This window comes from Sorangium sp. So ce836, assembly GCF_028553905.1.
Lineage (GTDB): Bacteria > Myxococcota_A > Polyangia > Polyangiales > Polyangiaceae > Sorangium > Sorangium cellulosum_D.
Genome location: NZ_CP102233.1, coordinates 8,771,576 through 8,789,850 on the forward strand (window position 1 = coordinate 8,771,576; position 18,275 = coordinate 8,789,850).

Here is an 18,275-nt window from a genome sequence, read left to right on the forward strand (position 1 = left end):
CTGCGCGCGTCGCGCCGCGATGCAGGGCTGCGCGCGGGGCGCCGCGACGCAGGGCTGCGCGCGCCGCGCCGCTCGCCGCTCCCGCGAGCGATCGAGCACCGCATCGAGGACGACCGGGGCGCACCATCGACGCTACTTCCTCGGAGCGGCCGGCGCCTCCGGGGCGGCCACCTTCTTCGGCAGGTTGAGCCGCCGGACGGCGGTCGCGTTGGGGAACATCGACTCGTCCATCTCGACCCCGTTGTCGATCTTGGTCGAGTCGATGAAGAACGCGACCCGCGGGTCGGCCACGGGCGGCCCCGCGTCGCTCTCGCGCCCGCCGCACTGGGCCTCGCCGGGCGGCAGCGGGAACTCGTAGAACGTCTTCCAGCTGCTCCCCTTCGGGCTGTGGAACAGGGCGGCGCCGACGAGGTGGCTCGCGTCCGGCAGGCGCTCGAACTTCACCTCGACGAGGTCGTTCGGGAAGACCTCGACCTCGTCGACCTTGGCGAGGTCGTCCTCGAGCGTCTCCTTGTCCCGGAGCAGGATCTGATCGTACGTCGCGTTCTCCATGCGCGCGCTGCTCTTCAGCTGGTAGAGCCGCACGACGACGGGCCGCGGGTTGCCGTTCTCGTTGGGGTTGATGTTGTCGGACGCGTAGATCGACAGCGTCACGATCTGGACGTCGCACGGCTCGGGGGCCGCGGGCGGCGGCGCGGGGGACGCGCAGCCCGCCACCGCGGCGGGCAGGCCGGCGAAGGCGGCGGCGGCGACCAAGGCGAAGGCGGCGCCGGCGGCGGCGCGGAGCGCTCGCGGCAGGGCGGGAGACGAGAGCGCGCGGCGAGATCCAGCCGGGCACGCCGTCCGCTCCCGTGATGGGGGAGGCGAGCGCGGATCCCCGGCCGAGGTCGAAGCGTGGGGGAGCGTTTCGAGCGCGACCATGCCCCAGGGTTGTATGCGGAGTCGCGGCGGCCGTGCAACTTTCGGAGCGAGCCTGCGGGATTGCCGCGCTGTCGAGCCGCGGGTACCGGTGGCTTCATGGCCCGCACCGCGCCTGTGCTGCCCAACGTCCCGGCGATCCCGGGGATGAATCCCGGCGTCTTCATCCTGGGAGGAGGCGGCGGAGGCGGAGGCAGCGGCGGGCGGGGCGGCGGCGGGGGTGCCGGGGGCCAAGGGGCCGGCGGGGGCAGCGGCGGCAACAGCGCGGGCGGCGGAGGCAAGAGCGCGCCGGATCCGAGCAGGTACCCGGAGTGCGGCACGGTCTCGCATCCGATCGATGTCGTCACGGGCCGCGTCTTCTCGATGTCGTCACGGGCCGCGTCTTCACGCACGCGATCCCGATCTGCGCACTGCCGGGTCCCCTGCCGCTCGTGTGGGAGCGGTCGTACAGCGCCGCGATGGCCGACCGCGACGCCGGGCTCGGTCACGGGTGGGGGCACACCCTCGGCTGGGAGATCGAGGTGCGGAGCCGTCGGGTCGTGGTGTGGACCGGTCTCGGCACGGCGGTGGAGCTCCCGATGCCGGCCGAGGGCGAGGCGGTGCTCGGCAAGTGGGGCTACGGGCTGCGGCGCGAGGCGCATGGGTGGATCGTCGATGCGAGCGACGGGCTCACGCGGCGGTTCTCGCGCATCGAGGACGGCGGCCGGCGCGCGCGGCTCACGGCCGTGGAGGACCGCAACGGCAACCGGATCGCGCTGGCCTACGACGAGAAGGATGGCCGGCTTGTCGAGGTGATCGACAGCGCGGGGCGGCGGCTCCGGCTGCGGTACAGGACGTCGGGCGAGTCGAGCGAGCGGCGGGTCACGACCACGATCGAGGCGCAGCTCGACCCGGAGCGCGGCGACTGGCTCGCGCTCGGCACGCTGACGCGCGACGGCCGCGGCGATCTGGTGGCCGCGACCGACGCGGATGGTCACGCGTGGCGTTACGCCTACGCCGAGGAGCACCTGCTCGCCGAGGACACCGACCGCAACGGGCTGACGTGGCACTTCGTCTTCGACGGCCAGCGCCGCGGCATCGAGGCGTGGGGCGACTACCCTGGCATGGCCGACCCGAGCCTGGCCGGCGAGCCGCCGGAGGTCCTTCACGACGGGGAGACGCGGTGGAAGGGGATCCACCACTGCAAGGTCGACTATTGGGACATCGGCTTCACGGAGGTGGTCGACTTCAGCCAGACGCGGCGCTTTCACGGCAACGAGCACGGCACGCTCGACAAGCAGGTGATCGGCGGCGCGGTCGTGACGGCGACCTACCGCGAGGACGGCTGGATGACCTCGCGCACGAACGAGCGCGGCGGGGTCGAGGTGTTCGAGCGCAACGCGCGCGGGAGCGTCGTCCGGTACACGGATCCGCTCGGGCATGTCACGATGATCGAGCGCGACGCGAACGATCTGCCGGTCGAGATCGTCGACGCGAGGGGCGGCGTGCACCGCTTCGCGCGCGACGCGCGAGGCAGCGTCACGTTGTACGTCGATCCCACCGGTGCGGCGACCTCCCGCCGCTACGATGCGCGCGGGCTGGTCACGGAGGAGATCTCGCCGAACGGCGACCGCACGAGGTTCGCGTACGATGCGCACGGCAACTGCGTCGAGGTGACGCTCGGAAGCGGCGCCGCGTGGCGCTTCCGGTACGACCGGCTCGGGCGCTGCGTCGCGGAGATCGACCCGTTCGGCGCCGAGACGCGCTACCGCTGGTCGGCGCGGAGCGATCTGCTGGCGGCGATCGACCCGACGGGCGCGGAGACCCGCTACGCCTGCGACGGCGAGCAGCACGTGATCGAGATCGTCGATGCGAACGGCGGCGTCACGTCGCTCGTCTGGGGCGGCTACCACAAGCTCTGCCTGCGCCGCGACGCGAACGGCCACGAGGTGCGGCTCGGGTACAACCCCGAAGGCGAGCTCGTCGAGGTGCGCAACGAGCATGGCGAGGTGCACACGCTCCGGCGCGATGGCAGCGGCAAGGTGCGCGAGGAGGTCACGTTCGACGGGCGGGCGATCCGGTATGGCTACGACGCAGCGGGCGACCTCGTCATGCGGGTCCACGGCGAGCGGGACAGGGTGCGCTTCGCGTACGACCTCAGCGGCCGGGTGATCGAGCGGGAGTACTGGGACGGCATGGCCGAGCGCCTCGAGCTCGATGAGCTCGGCGCCCTGGTTGGCGTGACCTGGTCGGGGGGCGAGATCCGGCTCGACCGGGACGCCGCTGGACGCGTGGTGCGCGAGCGCCAGGTCGTCGACGGCGTGGAGCACCGGGTCGAGAGCGCCTATGACCGGGAGGGCGAGCGCGTCCTGCGCACGACCTCGCTCGGGCACACCGAGGCGGTCGAGCGGGGGTTGTTCGGCGCGCGGCGCCGGACAGTGCTCGACGGCCTGGTGGTCGTCGAGCACGCGAGCGACGCGCTCGGGCGCGAGGTGGCGCGCGCGCTGCCCGGCGGGGGGCGGATCGAGAGCGCGTACGACCGGATGGGGCGGATCGAGCGGCGGCGTGCGGTGAGCCTTCCTCGCGAGGTGCGCGTGGAGCCGGGCGAACCCGCGTGGGTCGGGCCGCGGCCGGAGAGCGTCACCGTCGACATGGCGTATCGTTACGATCCTGTCGGCGAGCTGGTCGCCTCCTGGGATCATTGGCGCGGGTCGACGTCGTACCGCTACGACCCTGTCGGCCAGCTCCTCGCCCGGGCGCCCGAGCAGGCGCGCGCCGAGGTGTTCCGGTATGACCCGGCGGGAAATGGCTACGAGGGCGGCTCTGACGCGCCGACGCGAGCGTATGGGCCGGGCAGCCAGCTCGTCCGCAAGGGCAGGACGCAGTACCGGTGGGACGCCGAGGGGCGGCTCGCCGAGAGGTGGGTGGAGGACCCGGCGACCGGTGCGCGGCGCGCCTGGAAGTACGAATGGAACGTGGCGGGCCTGCTGGAGAGCGTCACCACGCCAGAGGGCGAGCGGGTCGAGCTCCGGTATGATCCGTTCGGCCGGCGCGTGGAGAAGCGCGTGGGCAAGGCGCCGGCGTCGTTCCTGCACGCCTTTAGGCCGCGCTGGGTGACGCGGTTCGTGTGGGACGGCGACGTGCTCGTCCACGAGATCACCCGGCGGGCGGGAGCGCGCGGGGAGCCGGTGGAGGAAGTCAAGACCTACTGCTTCGAGGACGACGGGTTCGCTCCGGTCGCCCATCGCGATGACGGCGGGTGGTTCCACTACGTGAATGACCCGATCGGGACCCCAGAGCGGCTCGTCGACGACCGCGGCGAGGTGGCCTGCGAGCTCCGGCGCGAGGCGTGGGGGCGGACGGAGATGGCGCCGGGGGCGAGGACCACGACGGCGATCAGGTTCCCGGGGCAGTACGAAGATCCGGAGACGGGGCTTTGCTACAACCGGTTCAGGTACTACGACCCGGACGCGGGGAGATTTATCTCGCCCGATCCTCTGGGATTGGCCGGTGAAACCAAGACGTATGCCTATGCGCCGAACACGCTACTCTGGCTAGATCCCTATGGCCTCGTCTTCGCACGGCAGTACTCATTGGAAGAGGTCCGGGCAATGCTGGCAGCCAGCGAGGGACGGCCGAGCCCGCTGACGGGCGCGCCCGGTCACCCAGGCAGCGAGCACGTTCAGGTTCCAGCGCCGACTCTCCGGCAACGCTCCTGTGGTGGAAAGACGAAGACGAGCTTCAACTCCTCCACGACCCAGGCCAGGGCAGTCCACTCGGCGCTCAACTCACCGCAGGGGCAAGCTTCGCTTGCACAGTTGGACAGTGATCCGTCGCTGGTTCGTGCGCCTCCGATCAGGGCAGCATTGCCATGGCCAGTCACGCTGTCTCAGTCCGTCAATGGCGGCCGGCCAACCCGCATTCAATCGAGTTCGGCTACGGTGATCGCCGACAGATTGCCGGGGCCCGGCGAGCAACTGCACATTCAAACAGCGTTCGGTAGCCCATGAACGATCTGCACCACATCGGAGACACCTCGTTCCTCGAAAACAACGAGGGAGAGCATGCAGTGCGCTCTTACATACGCTCTTTCGCTCACGGCCGAGAGTACGTCGCAAATCGATTCATTTTCCACTGGCACGTGTACGAGACGCAGCAATGCGTGCCGACGCGGCAACTCCTGGCCGAGTATCTCACCCACGTGGGCTACCAGCCAAGGAGCGCCGAGGGCCTCGGCGAGGTTACCGTCGCTCGAGCGTACGACATTGTCGAAGACATGCTTCGTTACGACCTCGCGCGCCACGAGGAGCTGGTGACCGAGGCAGATGCCCGCCTATCGGCCGCGCGTCTTCGCGACGAGACGACGTGGGCCGTCCTCGCTTTCACCAACCTCAAGCGCTCGATGCCCTCCATGAATTTCCCGCTCGCCTATCATGGATTCGTGCGCGTAGTCGCATGCGAGAATGCCGAGGGGGGCGTCCTGCTCGTAGGAGAACAGGACATCGCCATGATCTGGTTTCTCGATGACGATGGCCCGTCGAGGGGTATGATGGACCTAAAATACTCTGCAAGCTAAACGGCCAGATGCTCGTCCTGCCGACGGTCCACGACCCGAGCGTGGACTCCAACCCCGGGTTGACAGCGGTCAACATAACCGCTTCGACTCAGTCAAAGACGCGAGTCGCATCGCCAGGTGGCACTGGACCACGCCAGCAAACATCCGCAGAGACGTTCGTGAGGGTATACCGGCTCCCCGGCGCGGGAGATCGAATACATATACAGACATCCTACCCAAAGTAATCAGACCCATGACGACGAGCGCGCTCTATACACTGAACACGAAAATTGAGGCAATCAAACAAAATCTCGCGACCCGTGTTCATCCACGACGTTGGCAGACCCTTCACATCTCCGTGCATGACCGAGTGGCGACCGAGACGAATTTTGATGCTCGCGCTGTCGCTTGCGAGTACGCGGAGCTCCTGCAGTTGCAGACAGAGCAGCTCTCGTACTTTTGCCAGATATGTCGCAGCGTCGCAGAGGGCGTCTGTATGATCGTGGCGGAGTTTGAAGTCGTCATGTCTGGCCGCCAGATGCCTCGTGATGTGGCCACCGGACTGGCGACGGCATGGCTTGGTCAGTTCGGCGAGGGGACGGTTTTCTTGGTCAACGGAGACGTCTCGACATCGACGCCGCATGACAAATGCTTCGATTGTCTCAATCGCAGCCTGTTTTTCACCGATCGTGAGGCTGGCGTGCTCGCGGCGTCGCCCGCGCGCTGTGGCATCTTCTGGTCTGCCGAGGATTCATGAATCGACATCCACCTCGCGAAGGCGTACCTCGCCGAGATCGGAGCCGCCTGAGCGCCGGGATGAGGCCATCCCCCGAACGCCGTCGCCCCGGCGCCTGCCGAGGTTGCCGGCGCCCGGCCTGCGAGGACCTGGAGACGGGGCTTTCTTCGCTCGTTGCTCGTCCTAGCGACGGTCCACGACCCGAGCGCGGGCGACCTCTCGCCCCGACAGCGGCGGGCGCCGTACGGCGATCGTCGCTCGCGCCCCACGCGGGCCGCCACCCCCGGCCGCGCCGCGCTCGCGTCGCCAGGGCCGGCCAGGCGATGATGCCGAGTCCATGCCGGAGGTTGCCGGAATCATGCTCCGGGGTTGAGCGCGCAGGCTTCCATGCTGGACCTTCCAGCATGGAATGATGGCGTCGCCATCATTCCATGCTCACGAAGCCACCATCAACCTTGACCGAGCCAGGAGGACTCCATGGCCCCCCGAACGACGACGAAGAAGAAGAGCGCCGAGGAACCCAAGACGCCGAGCCGCAGCAAGGCGCCCAGGCCGCCGAGCACCCGCGAGGTGGCCGACATGCTGGGCGTGAAGCTCTCGCCGCCCCTCAAGCCGGAGCAGATCGCGCGGCTGCGCAAGGCGCTGCCCGGCTACGCCGGCATCCTGGACGACGTGGCGGCGCTGCTCGAGGACGACGCGGAGGCGCTCAACCTCCCGGACGTCACCCCCGAGGCGCTGCTCGAGGCGCAGGCCGAGCAGAAGTACCTCGCCGCGCGGGAGGCGGTCGCGCACGCCGTCTACCGGAGCCTGTTCGAGCAGCGGCTCCAGGTCGACGATCGCGCGATGAAGATGCTCGAGAAGATCGCCCGGCGGGTGAACGCCCTCAAGGAGGACGACCGGGATCTGCCGGCGCGCTGGAAGCTCCTGCTCGACTTCCTCGGGACGTTCCGCCAGGGCGGCGCGAGGAAGGCAGCGCCCGCGGAGCCGGCCGCCGCCCCCGTCGAGTAGCGCCGCCGAGGAGAGCCGCGCGCGGGGCGCTGGGCAGCGGCCCGCGGGGCGCGCTCCCCGCCTCGGTCCCTCTCCCCGGCCCGCCTGCCATTCCCTCCCCGCTCGCCCCCCTCTCTCCGCCCTGCCATTCCCTCCCGGCGATCCCCCCCTTCACGCGGACTGCCGCCCATTCGACCGCCTGCCGTTCATTTTCTTGAGCCGATCCGCCCCCGAGGCCCGATCACTCCTGCAGGGGGCACCTCCACGCGGCGCCCGGCGAGAGATCCGTGCCCACAGCGCTGAACATCCAACCAGAATGGCACCGCAGGGCGCGCCGCGCGCCGCGTTCCATTGACCCGCCGCGAGCGCGCTGGCTAGAAGGCCCTCTGCCATGAGCCGTTCGGAGGGCCTCCGCGCGGACGCGCCGCCGTCGACCGACGGCGACCGGACCTACGCGACGGGCGACCGATGCGAGAAATACCGCATCGTGAAGCTCCTCGGCGAGGGCGGCATGGGTCAGGTCTACGTCGCGGAGGACGAGTACCTGGGGCGGCGCGTCGCGCTCAAGGTCGTGCGGCGGAAGTACACGCAGAGCGGCGGCTTCGCGCAGGGCCAGCGCAAGGAGGCGCGCGTCCTGGCGGAGCTCGATCACCCGAACATCGTCAAGGTCTACGACGCGGGCATCACGCGCGGCGGCGTGATGTACATCGTGATGGAGCTCATCGACGGGATCTCGCTCCGGGAGCTGATCCGGCGCCTCGGGGCGCTCGACCTCCCGAGCGCGCTCTCGATCGCCGCGCAGATCGCGGACGCCGTCCGCGTGGCCCACCGCGCGGGCATCGTCCACCGCGACCTCAAGCCCGAGAACGCCCTGGTCACGCGCGCCGGCATGGTCAAGGTCGTCGACTTCGGCATCGCCAAGCGGATCCGGTGGCGCGCGGGGAGGCAGGCGTCGAGCGATCCTTTCGCGAACATCGGGACCGTGCACTACATGGCGCCCGAGCAGGCGCTCGGGGACGGCGCGACCAAGGCGTCGGACGTCTACGCCATCGGCATGATCCTGTACGAGATGATCGCCGGCAGGCACACGTTCGCGGCGGCGTCGCACGAGCTGCCGACCCGGGGCGAGGTGATGCTCCACCAGATCCACGCCGTCCCGAGGCCGCTCCTGGAGGCGGTCCCGGGGTTCGACGCCCCCGAGATCAGCGCGCTCGTCGACAGGATGCTGTCGAAGATCCCGCGCGATCGGCCGCGCGCGGCGGAGGTGCAGCGCGCGCTTTCGCGGGAGGTCCGCCGCCGCCGGGAGGAGCACCCGCACGAGGAGGCGCGCATCTCGCTCGCGCAGGAGCACCGGCGCGACGCGCCGATCGCGCCGCAGCCCCGGGGCGGCTGGGCGAGCCCCGCGGCGCTCGGGTCGGGCGGCGGCGCGGAGAGCGGCGAGCGCGCCGCGTGGCCGGGTTCCGACGAGGCGCCGCCCGGGCCCCAGCTCGTGACGGCGCCGCTCGACGCCGCGTTCCGGCCGCCGGAGGCGGCGCTGCCGTTCCGGTCCGCGGGGGCGGCGCCGCCCGTCCTGCGGGGCCGCGGCTGGACGATGCGGATGCACGGCGCGCCGGGCGGGCCCGGCGGGCCGCCGCCGGAGGGGGCCGCGACGGCGGGCGCGGCGGCGCCGCTTTCGGCGACCACGACGGCCGGCGCGGCGGCGCCGCTTTCGGCGACCACGACGGCCGGCGCGGCGGCGCCGCTTTCGGCGACCACGACGGCGGGCGCGGCGGCGCCGCCGTCCGCGGCCGCGTGGCTCCCCTCGGCCGGCGCTCCGCCGAGCCCTGGGCAGGTCACCGCGCCGTGGGTGCGGCCGGCGGCCGCGCCGCCCGCGACGGCGCCGCTCCCCGGCGCCGCGCCGTATCCCGGGAGCGCTCCGGGGTTAGCGACCCAGGCCGGGATGACGACGGCGCCGTTCGGGGGAAGCGCGCCGGGATCCGCGACCCAGGCCGGGATGACGACGGCGCCGTTCGGGGGGAGCGCGGGCGCGCGGGCGAGCACGGCGCCCACGCCCGCCGTCCCGGCGGGTTCGACCGCCCCGGCGCGACCGGCGGCGAACGACCCGCGGGCGAGCGCTGCGTTTCCACCGGTCGCGTTCGGGCTGCCCTCAGGCGCGGCGCCGCCGGGGGTGGGGGTCGGCTTGCCGCCGGACGCGCGATGGCCGCCGGTCGGCGCGACGCCGCCGATCGACGCGACGCCGCAGCCGGTCCGCGCGACGCCGCCGCCGGTCGGGCTGGGCCGGCGACCGCTCGACCGGCACGTCAGCGCGGGGCAGTGGCTGGCCGTCTCCGTCGCGTCCTTGCTGACGTCCGGGCTCCTGGCGGCGGCCGTGCTCGTCTGGGGCTCGTCCCGTGGCGCCGCAGCGCCGGACACCGCCGCCCCCGATCCCGCGGCGGAGCGCGCGGAGACCGCGTCTCCGCCGGACGCGGGCGCGACCGCGGACCTCTCGGCGGCGAGCGCCGCGAGCGCCCCGGCGGCGGCCGCGAGCGCCTCGGCGGCGGCCGCGAGCGCCCCGGCGGCGGCCGCGACCGACTCGGCGGCGCCGATCTCGGCGGCAGGCTCGGCGGAGGCGGCTGCGCCGCACCCCACGGCGAGGCATGCGCTCGCGGAGACGGCGGCGCCTGCCGCGAGCGGGCCCGCCCCGGCCGCCAGCGCGCGCGTGCTCGTGGCAACCCAGCCCGGAGCGACGGCCACGGTCGCGGGGCCTGCCGCGCCGCCGGCACGTCCGGCGGCCGCGGCGCCGCGCCCCGCCGCCGCGGCGCCGCAGCCGCGAGCGACGGCGACGTCCGGCTCGCCATGGGACATGCCGAACTTCACGGACGCGGACGACGACATCTATGGCATGCCGGCGCCCGACCGGCGGCGCGCAGCCCCGCCGCCTGCACGCAAGGCGCCTTCACGCCCGTTCTGATCGAGGTCCCGCATGAGCCACGACGTCAAGAACTACCTGCCCAACGACGAGACGTTGCGCCGCGTCGCGGATCAGGACGCCTCGGACGAGAACATGCGCCGCGCGCTGGAGAACCCGCGCCTGCGGGAGGCGCTGACGCAGCGGGAAACGTCGCGCGGCTCGGGTCCTCCGGCGGGGACCACGCCGGCGACAGGGACCACGCCGGCGACGGGAGCCGCGGCGCCGGGGGTCGCCGCTGGCGCCGCGGGCGGCGCTGCCGCGGCGCGCCGCCGCGCGCGGAGGGCGATGGGGTACGGGGTGATCGCCGCGCTCTGCGTGATGATCCCGACGGGGCTCGGCTTCGTGCTCGGGCGGCGCACCGCCCTGGAGGACGAACGCGGCGAGCCCGCCGCGGCGGCGCCGCCGACGGCGCGCGCCGTGGAGGTCCCGGGCGCGCCGCGCGCGGCCTCCGCGGCAGCGCCGAGCAGCTCGGCCACCGCCGCTGCGCCGAGCGCCTCGGCCGCCACCTCCGCTGCTGCGCCGGGCGCCGCGACGGCCGGGCCGAGCGCGCCGGCCGCCGTGCTCCTCGCCGCGCCGCGCACGCCGGCCACGGCCTCCTCCGCCGCGCCACGCACGCCGGCCACGGCGCCGCGCGCCGACACGCTGGCGCTGCCGGGCGCGCAACGCACCCCGGCGCCGCGACCCACCGCGCCGCCCCGGTCCGGCCCTGCGGCGACCGTCCCCGTGCAACCCCCTCCTCCTTTCGGAGACAAGCCCGAGTTCTAGAGCCTATGAAGATCCATCGACCGATCGCCGCCCTGCTCCTCGCCGCGTCGCTGCTCGCGTCCGCGGCGGCGAGCGCCGCCCCGCCCACGCCGCCGCAGGAGGACGCCCTGTCGGCGACGGCCCGCGATCTGTTCGCGAAGGGGGCGGAGGCGTGGAACCAGCGGAGGTACGACGAGTGCCGCGCGTCGCTCCTCGCGGCGTGGAGCATCAAGCCGTACCGGCAGATCGCGGGCAACCTGGGGGCCTGCGAGATCAAGCTCGGGCTGTACCGGGACGCGGCCGAGCACCTGTCGGTCCTGACGCGGGCGGCGCCCGATGGAAAGCCGGCCGAGCTGAGCCCAGAGCACCGCCGCCTGTTCGACGAGGCGCTGTCGAAGGTCGCGGCGGTGCAGATCGAGGTCGAGCCCGGCGCGACGGTGCTGATCGACGGCAAGGCCGTGGGGCAGGCGCCGCTCTCCGCGCCGGTGTACCTGGAGCCGGGCGAGCACGCGCTGGAGGCCCGGACCGGGACGGGCGCGGTGACGCAGATCTCGGTGCGGTTCGAGGCGGGGACGCAGCGGAAACTCCTCCTGCACCCGCAGCTGCCGCCGGCGGCGGAGGCGCCGGCGGCAGCCGCGGCGGCGCCGCCGCCGCCCCCGCCCGCGGCGCCGGCGCCGCCGCCGCCGCCGGACACGCGGGTGCGCAACGGCGTGGTGATCGGCGGCCTCGCGTTCGGCGGCGCGGCGCTCGCGGCGGGCGTGGTGCTGGCGGTCGTGTCGAACGGCAAGAGCGGGGAGGCGGAGGACGCGCTCCAGTCGATCGTGAAGGACGGCGGTTCGAACGCGTGCAACGGCCCCGCGTTCAAGGCGCGGTGCGACGCGCTGGACGACGCGTACATCGCCGAGGGGACGACGCGGAACCTGGCGATCGCCGGCTTCGTGACGGCGGGCGCGGCGCTGGGCGGCGCGGCGCTCGCGTACGTGCTGTGGCCGGCCGGGTCGCCCCGCGCCGACGCCGGACGCGGCGGCGTGCGCGTGGTGCCGGCGGTGACGGCGCGCAGCGCCGGGCTCACGGTCGGGGGTGCGTTTTGAGCGAGCGCGCGGCGGAGCGAGGGACGACTGGCGGTGGCCAAAGGAAGAGGGTGATGCGACGAGTGTACTGGAGCGGTGTCGTTGTCGTGCTGGCGGGCCTCGCCGCCGCCGCCGGCGCGGGGTGCGGGACGCTGCCGGCGGACTGCCCTTACCGGGCGCGGTGCGGGCCGGTGGACGGAACCGGAGGAGGCGGGGGCACGCCGGAAGGGTGCGTGCCGAGCAAGAGCAGCAGGGCGGTGGACGACGCGTGCGGGGTGTTCGTCGCGGCCAGCGGAGACGACGCGAACGCGGGGACCAAGGACGCGCCGTTCAAGACGCTCCGGCAAGCCGTGGCGCGCGCGCAGCAGGACGGCGCCACGCGGCGGGTGTACGCGTGCGCGGAGGAGATGGCGGGAGCGATCGAGGTGCCCGGCGGCGTCGCGATCTTCGGCGGGCTCGACTGCGCCGGCGGATGGGCGTGGGCCGGCGAGACGAAGAAGACCGAGATCACCGCCGGCGAGGGAGAGATCCCGCTGACGATGCGCGGCGGCGGCGGCGACGGCGCCGTGCGCCTGGAGGACGTCCGCGTGACCGCGCCCGGGATCGACCCGAGCAACGCGGAGGCGCGGGGGATGTCGTCCATCGCCGCGCTCGCCGACGACGTCGCCGTCGAGATGACCCGCTGCGCGCTCGAGGCAGGCGACGCCGCCGACGGCGTCGACGGCGAGGCATACCCAGAGGCGGCGCTCGGCGGCGAGCAGGGCAACCCGGGCAAGGAGGCGTGCTCGGGGGAGATCGTCGTGCCCGGCGGTGTCAAGCTGAACACCTGCGGCACGCCGGACGACCCGAGCGACGATTCGACGGGCGGCACGGGCGGCATCGGACAGCTGACCGAAGGCGGAGCTGGCTCGCCTGGTGGACCGGACGGCGCTGGTGGCCTGGGTGGCCTGGGAGAGAGAGCGCAGGAATGCACCCTCGGCACCGCCGGCGCCGAGGGCGCTGCCGGCGACCCTGGCCCCAGCGCCACCGGCCTCGGCACGCTCTCCTCCTCCGGCTACGCCGGCGTCTCCGGCAGGGCTGGTACGCCGGGCACCACCGCCCAGGGCGGCGGCGGCGGCGGCGGCGCCAAGGGCGGCTCCGCCGCCAACCAGTGCACCCCCGAGTCCGCTGGTGGCGCCAGCGGCGGCTCCGGCGGCCCCGGCGGCTGCGGCGGCAAGGGCGGCAACCCGGGTGGGGCCGGCGGCGCCAGCATCGCCCTCATCAGCCTCGACGCCGAGCTCACCTTCACGGACGTCTCCCTCAAGACCGGCCGCGGCGGCCGCGGCGGCCACGGCGGGCCCGGTCAAGACGGCGGTCCCGGCGGCCTCGGCGGCCCGGGCGGCACCGTGCCGGACGGCGTCGAGAGCCTCAACGCCGGCTGCCCCGGCGGGCCGGGCGGCAGGGGCGGCAACGGCGGCAACGGTGGCGGCGGCCTCGGCGGCCACTCCCTCGGCATCGCCTTCCGCGGCGCGCCCCCACCCGCCGGCGGTCTCACCATCGCCACCGGCGAGGCCGGCCCCGGCGGCACCGGCAACGGCGACAGCGGCACCGCGGGCGTCAAGGCGGACACGCTGGAGTTTCCACGGTAGCGCCACGCCGGGGACGCACCCGACGGAGAAAATCGCGCTCGCCTGACGAAGACCAGGAAACGGACGGCATCGATCCGGAATGGCGTGCGGAGCGGGCATTTTGCTCCACGACCGCCGTACCGATCTTCACCGCCCTCGTCCCGATCGGTATGAGCTCGACGGCACCCTGCGTGCAGCAGGTCGCCCTCCACGCGAGCGCGACTCGGCGGGTCAGCCGGCTCCGATTCCACGCCGGCTGGGGGCCGATGGGCAGCCGGCACAAGTCTCCACTCACGCAAGTGGCCCGAGACCGGCTCAGCCCCGCTGTCGTCGCTTCCGGCAGACGCTTCCACCCCGGGGCTGGCTCCAGCCTGCTTCCGCGCGCACGGCGCGAGAGCCCCCGGATCGCGCAGGCGCGTCGATGCTGTCGAAGAAATCGACACGACCCCTCGCACTTTCCTGAGCCGATCGGCTCGCCCGCTCCGATTTCTCTTTAGGAGCCAACGAGCACCCCCTGCTGCCTCGCGCCACACCGGCTTGGGAGATTTTCGTGAGCAAAGAAGCCATTGTCGCCCCGACACGACGGCGACCCCCTCCCTGCGCGCGCGCAGCGCGCGCTTTGGGAGGGGCCGGCGGCGCGCAGGCGCGAAGCGCCGAGCACCGACGGGGGGTGGGCACCATCGCCATTCTCTGCTTCTTCCCCAGCACATCGCCAAGCTTCGGATCCAGCAGCGACTGCCCCCGCGACCCTCGCATCAGGCTGGTGGACGGAAGCGGTGGAGGCAGAGGCACGCCGGCGTGCCCTCGCCGCCACGGCTATTGCTCGTCAAGCGGCAAAGGCAGCTCCGCCGCCGGCGGAGACGAGATCCCCCTCGCCGCGAGCATCTTCTGCAGCCGAGCGAGCGTTTCCCTGCACCGGCGCTTCACCGTCGCCTCGCTCGACGCCACGCGCGCCGCGGTCTCAGCGATCGTCAGCCCCTGCTCGTAACGTAGCTCGAGCAGCAGCCGCCCCTCCGGAGAGAGCGCCGCGCGCGCCTCCTCAAGCGCATGAATGGCGCGCGCGTAATGCTCCCTCTCGATGAGCGCCTCCTCCCTCGAAGGCGCTCCACCGCCGTTCCACAGCGCGGCGGCCATGCCGATCGCCACGTCGTCGCACGTGTCTCCCAGACGCCGGTCGACGTCGCCGTCAGCGTCAGCGAACACGTCGGTCTCATCACGCAACGTCGCCGCCAGTTCGAAGCCGGCCCTGCGCATCGCCTCGACGAGCGAGCGCGCCGAGGGACGCACCTCTTGCGCGCAGTCGATCATCGCCCCGAAGACGCGCCGCCAGGCATAGGTCGTGAACCGCCCTCCCAGACGAGCGTCGTACGACCGGACAGCCAGCACGAGCGCCTCGTAACCGGCAGAGCGAAGCTCATCGCGCATCCCCGGAAACCGCCGGAGCGCGAGCGCCCAGGCGAGGCGGTTCACCATCGGGATCGCGCCCTCGACGAGCCTGCGCTGGCGCGGCGTCAGCGGAGGAGACGAGGCCCCGGCGCCCTCAGCGCTCGCCGCCCCCTCCGTGTGCGCCGCCCAGGCGGGACACGCCGCGCTCGGCTGCCCGAGCCCGTCCCTCATGCAGCTTGCCTACTCATGCAGCTCCCCTACCCGAGCGCGCCCCCCTCCCCCCCGCAGGCTCGGCGCACCCGCCCTCCTCGCCGGACAGCGCCGCGCCGCCCGCCGAGCCGCGGCCGGCGGGCGATGGACGCGCGCCGCTCCGCTCGACCCGCGCAGCCCGGCGCAGCCTGTCGACCATCGGCCGGACCTCGGGGTGCGTGGTGAGCACCACGAACAAGAGGTCGTCCATGGCGGCGATCGCCTCCGCCGGGAGCAGGCCGCGGTACGGCGACATCGCGCGCTCGATGTGCCGCACCACGACCGGATCGTCGAGCAGCGCCTCGTCGTCCTCAGCCTCGAGACCGACCTCCTCCTCGAGCTCATCATCCATCGAGACGCCTCCCGAGCCGGCAGCGCTCCGCGGCGCGAACCTCAATCCGAGAACGAGACGGTGAAGTTCTTCTCGGCGTCGACCCCGATCTGGAGCCGCTTCGGGAGCGGCCCCTCCGCCATCTTCTCGAGGACGGCGACCGAGAGCTGCGGCAGGAGCGACGCCCGGAGGATGTGATCGATGTTGCGCGCGCCCGTGTCGACCTCGGTGCAGCGCGCCGCGATCGTGTCGACGAGCGCGTCCGAGTACGACGCCTCGATCCGCTGGCTCTTGCGCAGGCGATCGACGAGCGCGTCCAGCTTGAGCCGCGTGATCTCGCCGAGCGCGTCGGGCGAGATCGGCAGGTACGGCACCGTCGTCATGCGGGCGAGCAGCGCCGGCTTGAAGTGCGCCGAGAGCGTCGGCTTGATCGCCTCGACCACCTCCTTGATGAACTCGCCGTCGGCGTCGAGCCGCCGCGTCGGGTCCTCTTCCCGCGCGGCGATCGTCATGTTCGTGATCTTGTCGGTCGCGAGGTTGCTCGTCAGGATGATGACCGTGTTCTTGAAGTCGACGAGCCGCCCCTCGCCGTCGCTCAGCATGCCCTTGTCGAACACCTGGTAGAACAGGTTCATCACGTCGGGATCGGCCTTCTCGACCTCGTCGAGGAGCACGACCGTGTAGGGCCGCTGGCGCACGGCCTCGGTGAGCATGCCGCCCTCGCCGTAGCCGACGTAGCCGGGCGGCGAGCCGATGAGCCGGGAGACCGTGTGCTTCTCCTGGAACTCGGACATGTTGATGACGGTCATCATCCGCTCGCCGCCGAACATGAGGTCGGCGATCCCGAGCGCGGTCTCCGTCTTGCCGACGCCGCTCGGCCCGACGAGCAGGAACACGCCCTGCGGCGTGCTCAGCGGCTTCAGGCCCGCGCGCGCGCTCCGGAGCTCCTTCGAGATGGTCACGATGCCGTGCGTCTGCCCCTTGATCCGCCGGGTCAGCCGGTCCTCCATCTCGAGGAGCGCCTTCACGTCGTCCTGGACCATCTTGCCGACGGGGATGCCCGTCCACGCCGCCACGACGCTCGCCACCATGGCCTCGTCGACGTCCGGCCGGATCAGCGGCACCTCGCCCTGGCTCTGCTTGAGCTCGTCGAGGGCCTTCACGACCTCGCGGCGGGCGGCGTCGCGCTCCTCGTTCGACTTCGCCTCGTCCATCTTCTTGCGGGCGTCGATGACCTTCTGCGTGCCGGCCGTCTCCTTCGCGTAGGCGGCGCGCACCGCTTCGAGCTCGGCCTTCGCCTTGGAGAGCCGGTCCTTGAGCTCGGCTACCCGCTCGGCGTCGATGTGCACGCCCTTGTCCCGATCGCGCTCGAGCGCCTTGAGCTCGGTCTCGGTGTTCACGATGAGGATCTCGGCGTCCTCGACCGCGGCGGGGCGCTGCTGCAGCGCGACCTTCACCCGCGCCGCGCACGTGTCGAGCAGGTCGACCGCCTTGTCCGGCAGCTGCCTGCCGGTCAGGTAGCGCGCCGAGAGCCGCACCGCGGCGGTCACCGCCTCGTCCTGGATGATGACGTTGTGGGCCTGCTCGAACTTCGGCCGGAGCCCGCGGAGCATCACGACGGCGGCCGGCTCGCTCGGCTCGTCGACCTTGACGGGCTGGAAGCGCCGCTCCAGCGCCGCGTCCTTCTCGAAGTACTTCTTGTACTCGCTCCACGTCGTGGCCGCGATCGTGCGGAGCTCGCCGCGGGCGAGCGCCGGCTTGAGCAGGTTGGCCGCGTCGCCGCCGCCCTGCTGGCCGCCCGCGCCGATCAGCGTGTGCGCCTCGTCGATGAACAGGATGATCGGCTTCGGCGACCCCTTCACCTCGGCGATCACCTGCTTCATGCGGTTCTCGAACTCGCCCTTCACGCCGGCGCCCGCCTGGAGCAGGCCCATGTCGAGCCCGAGGATCTCGACCCCTTGCAGGAGCGGCGGCACCTTCGGGTTCTCCGGCGTGCTCTCGACGATGAGCAGCGCGAGCCCCTCGACGAGCGCCGTCTTGCCGACGCCCGCGTCGCCGACGATGATCGGGTTATTCTTGCGGCGCCGCGCGAGGATGTCGATGACCTGCCGGATCTCCCGCTCGCGGCCGAAGATCGGATCGATCTGCCCCGCGCGCGCCTTGCCGGTGTAGTCGACGCAGAACTTCGCCAGGGCCGAGTCGGGCCCGGCGCTCGCCATCCCGGCCGGCAGCTTCCCCGCCCCGGGCGCGCCCGCGCCCGCCGACGCCGCGGCGGCCTCGGCCTCTTCCTTCGAGCCGGAGACGATCTTGGAGAGGTTCGACTTGAGATCGTCTTTCGAGATGCCCTCGAGGTAAGCGCCGATGCCGCTCACCGAGTACCGGGTCGGCTGCTGGACGAGGCGCTGGAAGAGCACGCCGCTGCGCACCCGCTGGTAGCCGTATTCCATGGATCCGACGAGATAGGCGTCCTGCATCCACTCGAGCATCGTCGGAGAGAGCACCGGCCGCCCGGCGTTGCCCTTCCTCAGCTCCTCCAGGCTGCGCTGGAGCGCGGCGCGGAGGTGCGACGGGTCGAGATCATAGTGGGATACGAGAAACGCGATGTCGGAGTTCGCGTCGTCGAGCAGCGCGAGGAGCAGGTGCTCGAGCGTGACCTCGTAGTGGCGCGCGTTGACACACTGGCCAATCGCCGCCTCGAGGGCAGAGGTGCAGTTCTTGGTGAGTCGCTTGACGATGGCCTTGGTGTCGACGAGCTGCATGCGC

12 protein-coding genes are annotated in these 18,275 nt (G+C 72.7%); 8 read left to right on the forward strand and 4 right to left on the reverse strand.

What is annotated here, in order from left to right; genetic code table 11:
* Positions 1 to 132: 132 nt before the first annotated feature.
* Positions 133 to 921, reverse strand: a complete 789-nt coding sequence (gene tssJ / locus NQZ70_RS31710) for a type VI secretion system lipoprotein TssJ (protein WP_237244222.1) — start codon at positions 919 to 921, stop codon at positions 133 to 135.
* Here tssJ and NQZ70_RS31715 point away from each other — a divergent pair.
* The 8 genes from NQZ70_RS31715 (at position 855) to NQZ70_RS31750 (ending at position 13,567) form a co-directional block, all read left to right on the forward strand.
* On the forward strand, positions 855 to 4,907 hold the full coding sequence (locus NQZ70_RS31715) for an RHS repeat-associated core domain-containing protein (RefSeq protein ID WP_237244223.1): 4,053 nt from the start codon (positions 855 to 857) through the stop codon (positions 4,905 to 4,907). The two genes, tssJ and NQZ70_RS31715, sit on opposite strands and share 67 nt — an antisense overlap.
* Complete coding sequence (locus NQZ70_RS31720) at positions 4,904 to 5,473, forward strand: hypothetical protein (protein ID WP_129577563.1); 570 nt, start codon at positions 4,904 to 4,906, stop codon at positions 5,471 to 5,473. The genes NQZ70_RS31715 and NQZ70_RS31720 overlap by 4 nt, the downstream gene beginning before the upstream one ends.
* Before the next feature lie 232 nt (positions 5,474 to 5,705).
* Positions 5,706 to 6,209 carry a hypothetical protein gene (locus tag NQZ70_RS31725; protein ID WP_129577564.1) on the forward strand — a complete coding sequence of 168 codons (504 nt, stop codon included), beginning with the start codon at positions 5,706 to 5,708 and terminating at the stop codon, positions 6,207 to 6,209.
* Positions 6,210 to 6,665: 456 nt separating this feature from the next.
* Positions 6,666 to 7,196, forward strand: coding sequence for a hypothetical protein (locus tag NQZ70_RS31730; RefSeq protein ID WP_129577565.1), 531 nt, complete (start codon positions 6,666 to 6,668; stop codon positions 7,194 to 7,196).
* A 370-nt stretch (positions 7,197 to 7,566) separates the two neighbouring features.
* Entirely contained in the window at positions 7,567 to 10,125 is a 2,559-nt protein-coding gene (locus NQZ70_RS31735) for a serine/threonine-protein kinase (protein WP_129577566.1), read from the forward strand.
* A gap of 12 nt (positions 10,126 to 10,137) precedes the next feature.
* Positions 10,138 to 10,890: a hypothetical protein gene (locus NQZ70_RS31740; RefSeq protein WP_272826101.1), complete on the forward strand. Its 753-nt coding sequence runs from the start codon at positions 10,138 to 10,140 to the stop codon at positions 10,888 to 10,890.
* Positions 10,891 to 10,895: 5 nt separating this feature from the next.
* Positions 10,896 to 11,960 (forward strand): hypothetical protein, encoded by a 1,065-nt coding sequence (locus tag NQZ70_RS31745; RefSeq protein WP_272826102.1) that lies wholly within the window; start codon positions 10,896 to 10,898, stop codon positions 11,958 to 11,960.
* Between the two features lie 53 nt (positions 11,961 to 12,013).
* The gene (locus NQZ70_RS31750; RefSeq protein ID WP_129577570.1) at positions 12,014 to 13,567 is read left to right on the forward strand and encodes a PGRS family protein; all 1,554 of its coding nucleotides are present in this window, start codon (positions 12,014 to 12,016) and stop codon (positions 13,565 to 13,567) included.
* Positions 13,568 to 14,362: 795 nt separating this feature from the next.
* Here NQZ70_RS31750 and NQZ70_RS31755 read toward each other — a convergent pair.
* Genes NQZ70_RS31755 through tssH form a run of 3 tightly spaced genes read right to left on the reverse strand, consistent with a single transcriptional unit; the run spans position 14,363 to position 18,271 of the window.
* Positions 14,363 to 15,163, reverse strand: coding sequence for a sigma-70 family RNA polymerase sigma factor (locus NQZ70_RS31755; protein ID WP_129577571.1), 801 nt, complete (start codon positions 15,161 to 15,163; stop codon positions 14,363 to 14,365).
* A gap of 13 nt (positions 15,164 to 15,176) precedes the next feature.
* Entirely contained in the window at positions 15,177 to 15,533 is a 357-nt protein-coding gene (locus tag NQZ70_RS31760; protein WP_129577572.1) for a hypothetical protein, read from the reverse strand.
* Positions 15,534 to 15,574: 41 nt separating this feature from the next.
* Positions 15,575 to 18,271: a type VI secretion system ATPase TssH gene (gene tssH, locus NQZ70_RS31765; protein WP_165374276.1), complete on the reverse strand. Its 2,697-nt coding sequence runs from the start codon at positions 18,269 to 18,271 to the stop codon at positions 15,575 to 15,577.
* Positions 18,272 to 18,275: the final 4 nt, after the last annotated feature.

What these genes read in the sequence shown, in the direction of transcription:
- NQZ70_RS31750 (WP_129577570.1), top strand. Translation starts at nt 12,014, where the DNA reads ATGCGACGAGTGTACTGGAGCGGTGTCGTTGTCGTGCTGGCGGGCCTC.
- NQZ70_RS31725 (WP_129577564.1), top strand. Translation starts at nt 5,706, where the DNA reads ATGACGACGAGCGCGCTCTATACACTGAACACGAAAATTGAGGCAATC.
- NQZ70_RS31715 (WP_237244223.1), top strand. Translation starts at nt 855, where the DNA reads ATGGGGGAGGCGAGCGCGGATCCCCGGCCGAGGTCGAAGCGTGGGGGA.
- NQZ70_RS31730 (WP_129577565.1), top strand. Translation starts at nt 6,666, where the DNA reads ATGGCCCCCCGAACGACGACGAAGAAGAAGAGCGCCGAGGAACCCAAG.
- tssH (WP_165374276.1), bottom strand. Translation starts at nt 18,271, where the DNA reads ATGCAGCTCGTCGACACCAAGGCCATCGTCAAGCGACTCACCAAGAAC.
- NQZ70_RS31735 (WP_129577566.1), top strand. Translation starts at nt 7,567, where the DNA reads ATGAGCCGTTCGGAGGGCCTCCGCGCGGACGCGCCGCCGTCGACCGAC.
- NQZ70_RS31720 (WP_129577563.1), top strand. Translation starts at nt 4,904, where the DNA reads ATGAACGATCTGCACCACATCGGAGACACCTCGTTCCTCGAAAACAAC.
- NQZ70_RS31745 (WP_272826102.1), top strand. Translation starts at nt 10,896, where the DNA reads ATGAAGATCCATCGACCGATCGCCGCCCTGCTCCTCGCCGCGTCGCTG.
- NQZ70_RS31760 (WP_129577572.1), bottom strand. Translation starts at nt 15,533, where the DNA reads ATGGATGATGAGCTCGAGGAGGAGGTCGGTCTCGAGGCTGAGGACGAC.
- NQZ70_RS31740 (WP_272826101.1), top strand. Translation starts at nt 10,138, where the DNA reads ATGAGCCACGACGTCAAGAACTACCTGCCCAACGACGAGACGTTGCGC.
- NQZ70_RS31755 (WP_129577571.1), bottom strand. Translation starts at nt 15,163, where the DNA reads ATGAGGGACGGGCTCGGGCAGCCGAGCGCGGCGTGTCCCGCCTGGGCG.
- tssJ (WP_237244222.1), bottom strand. Translation starts at nt 921, where the DNA reads ATGGTCGCGCTCGAAACGCTCCCCCACGCTTCGACCTCGGCCGGGGAT.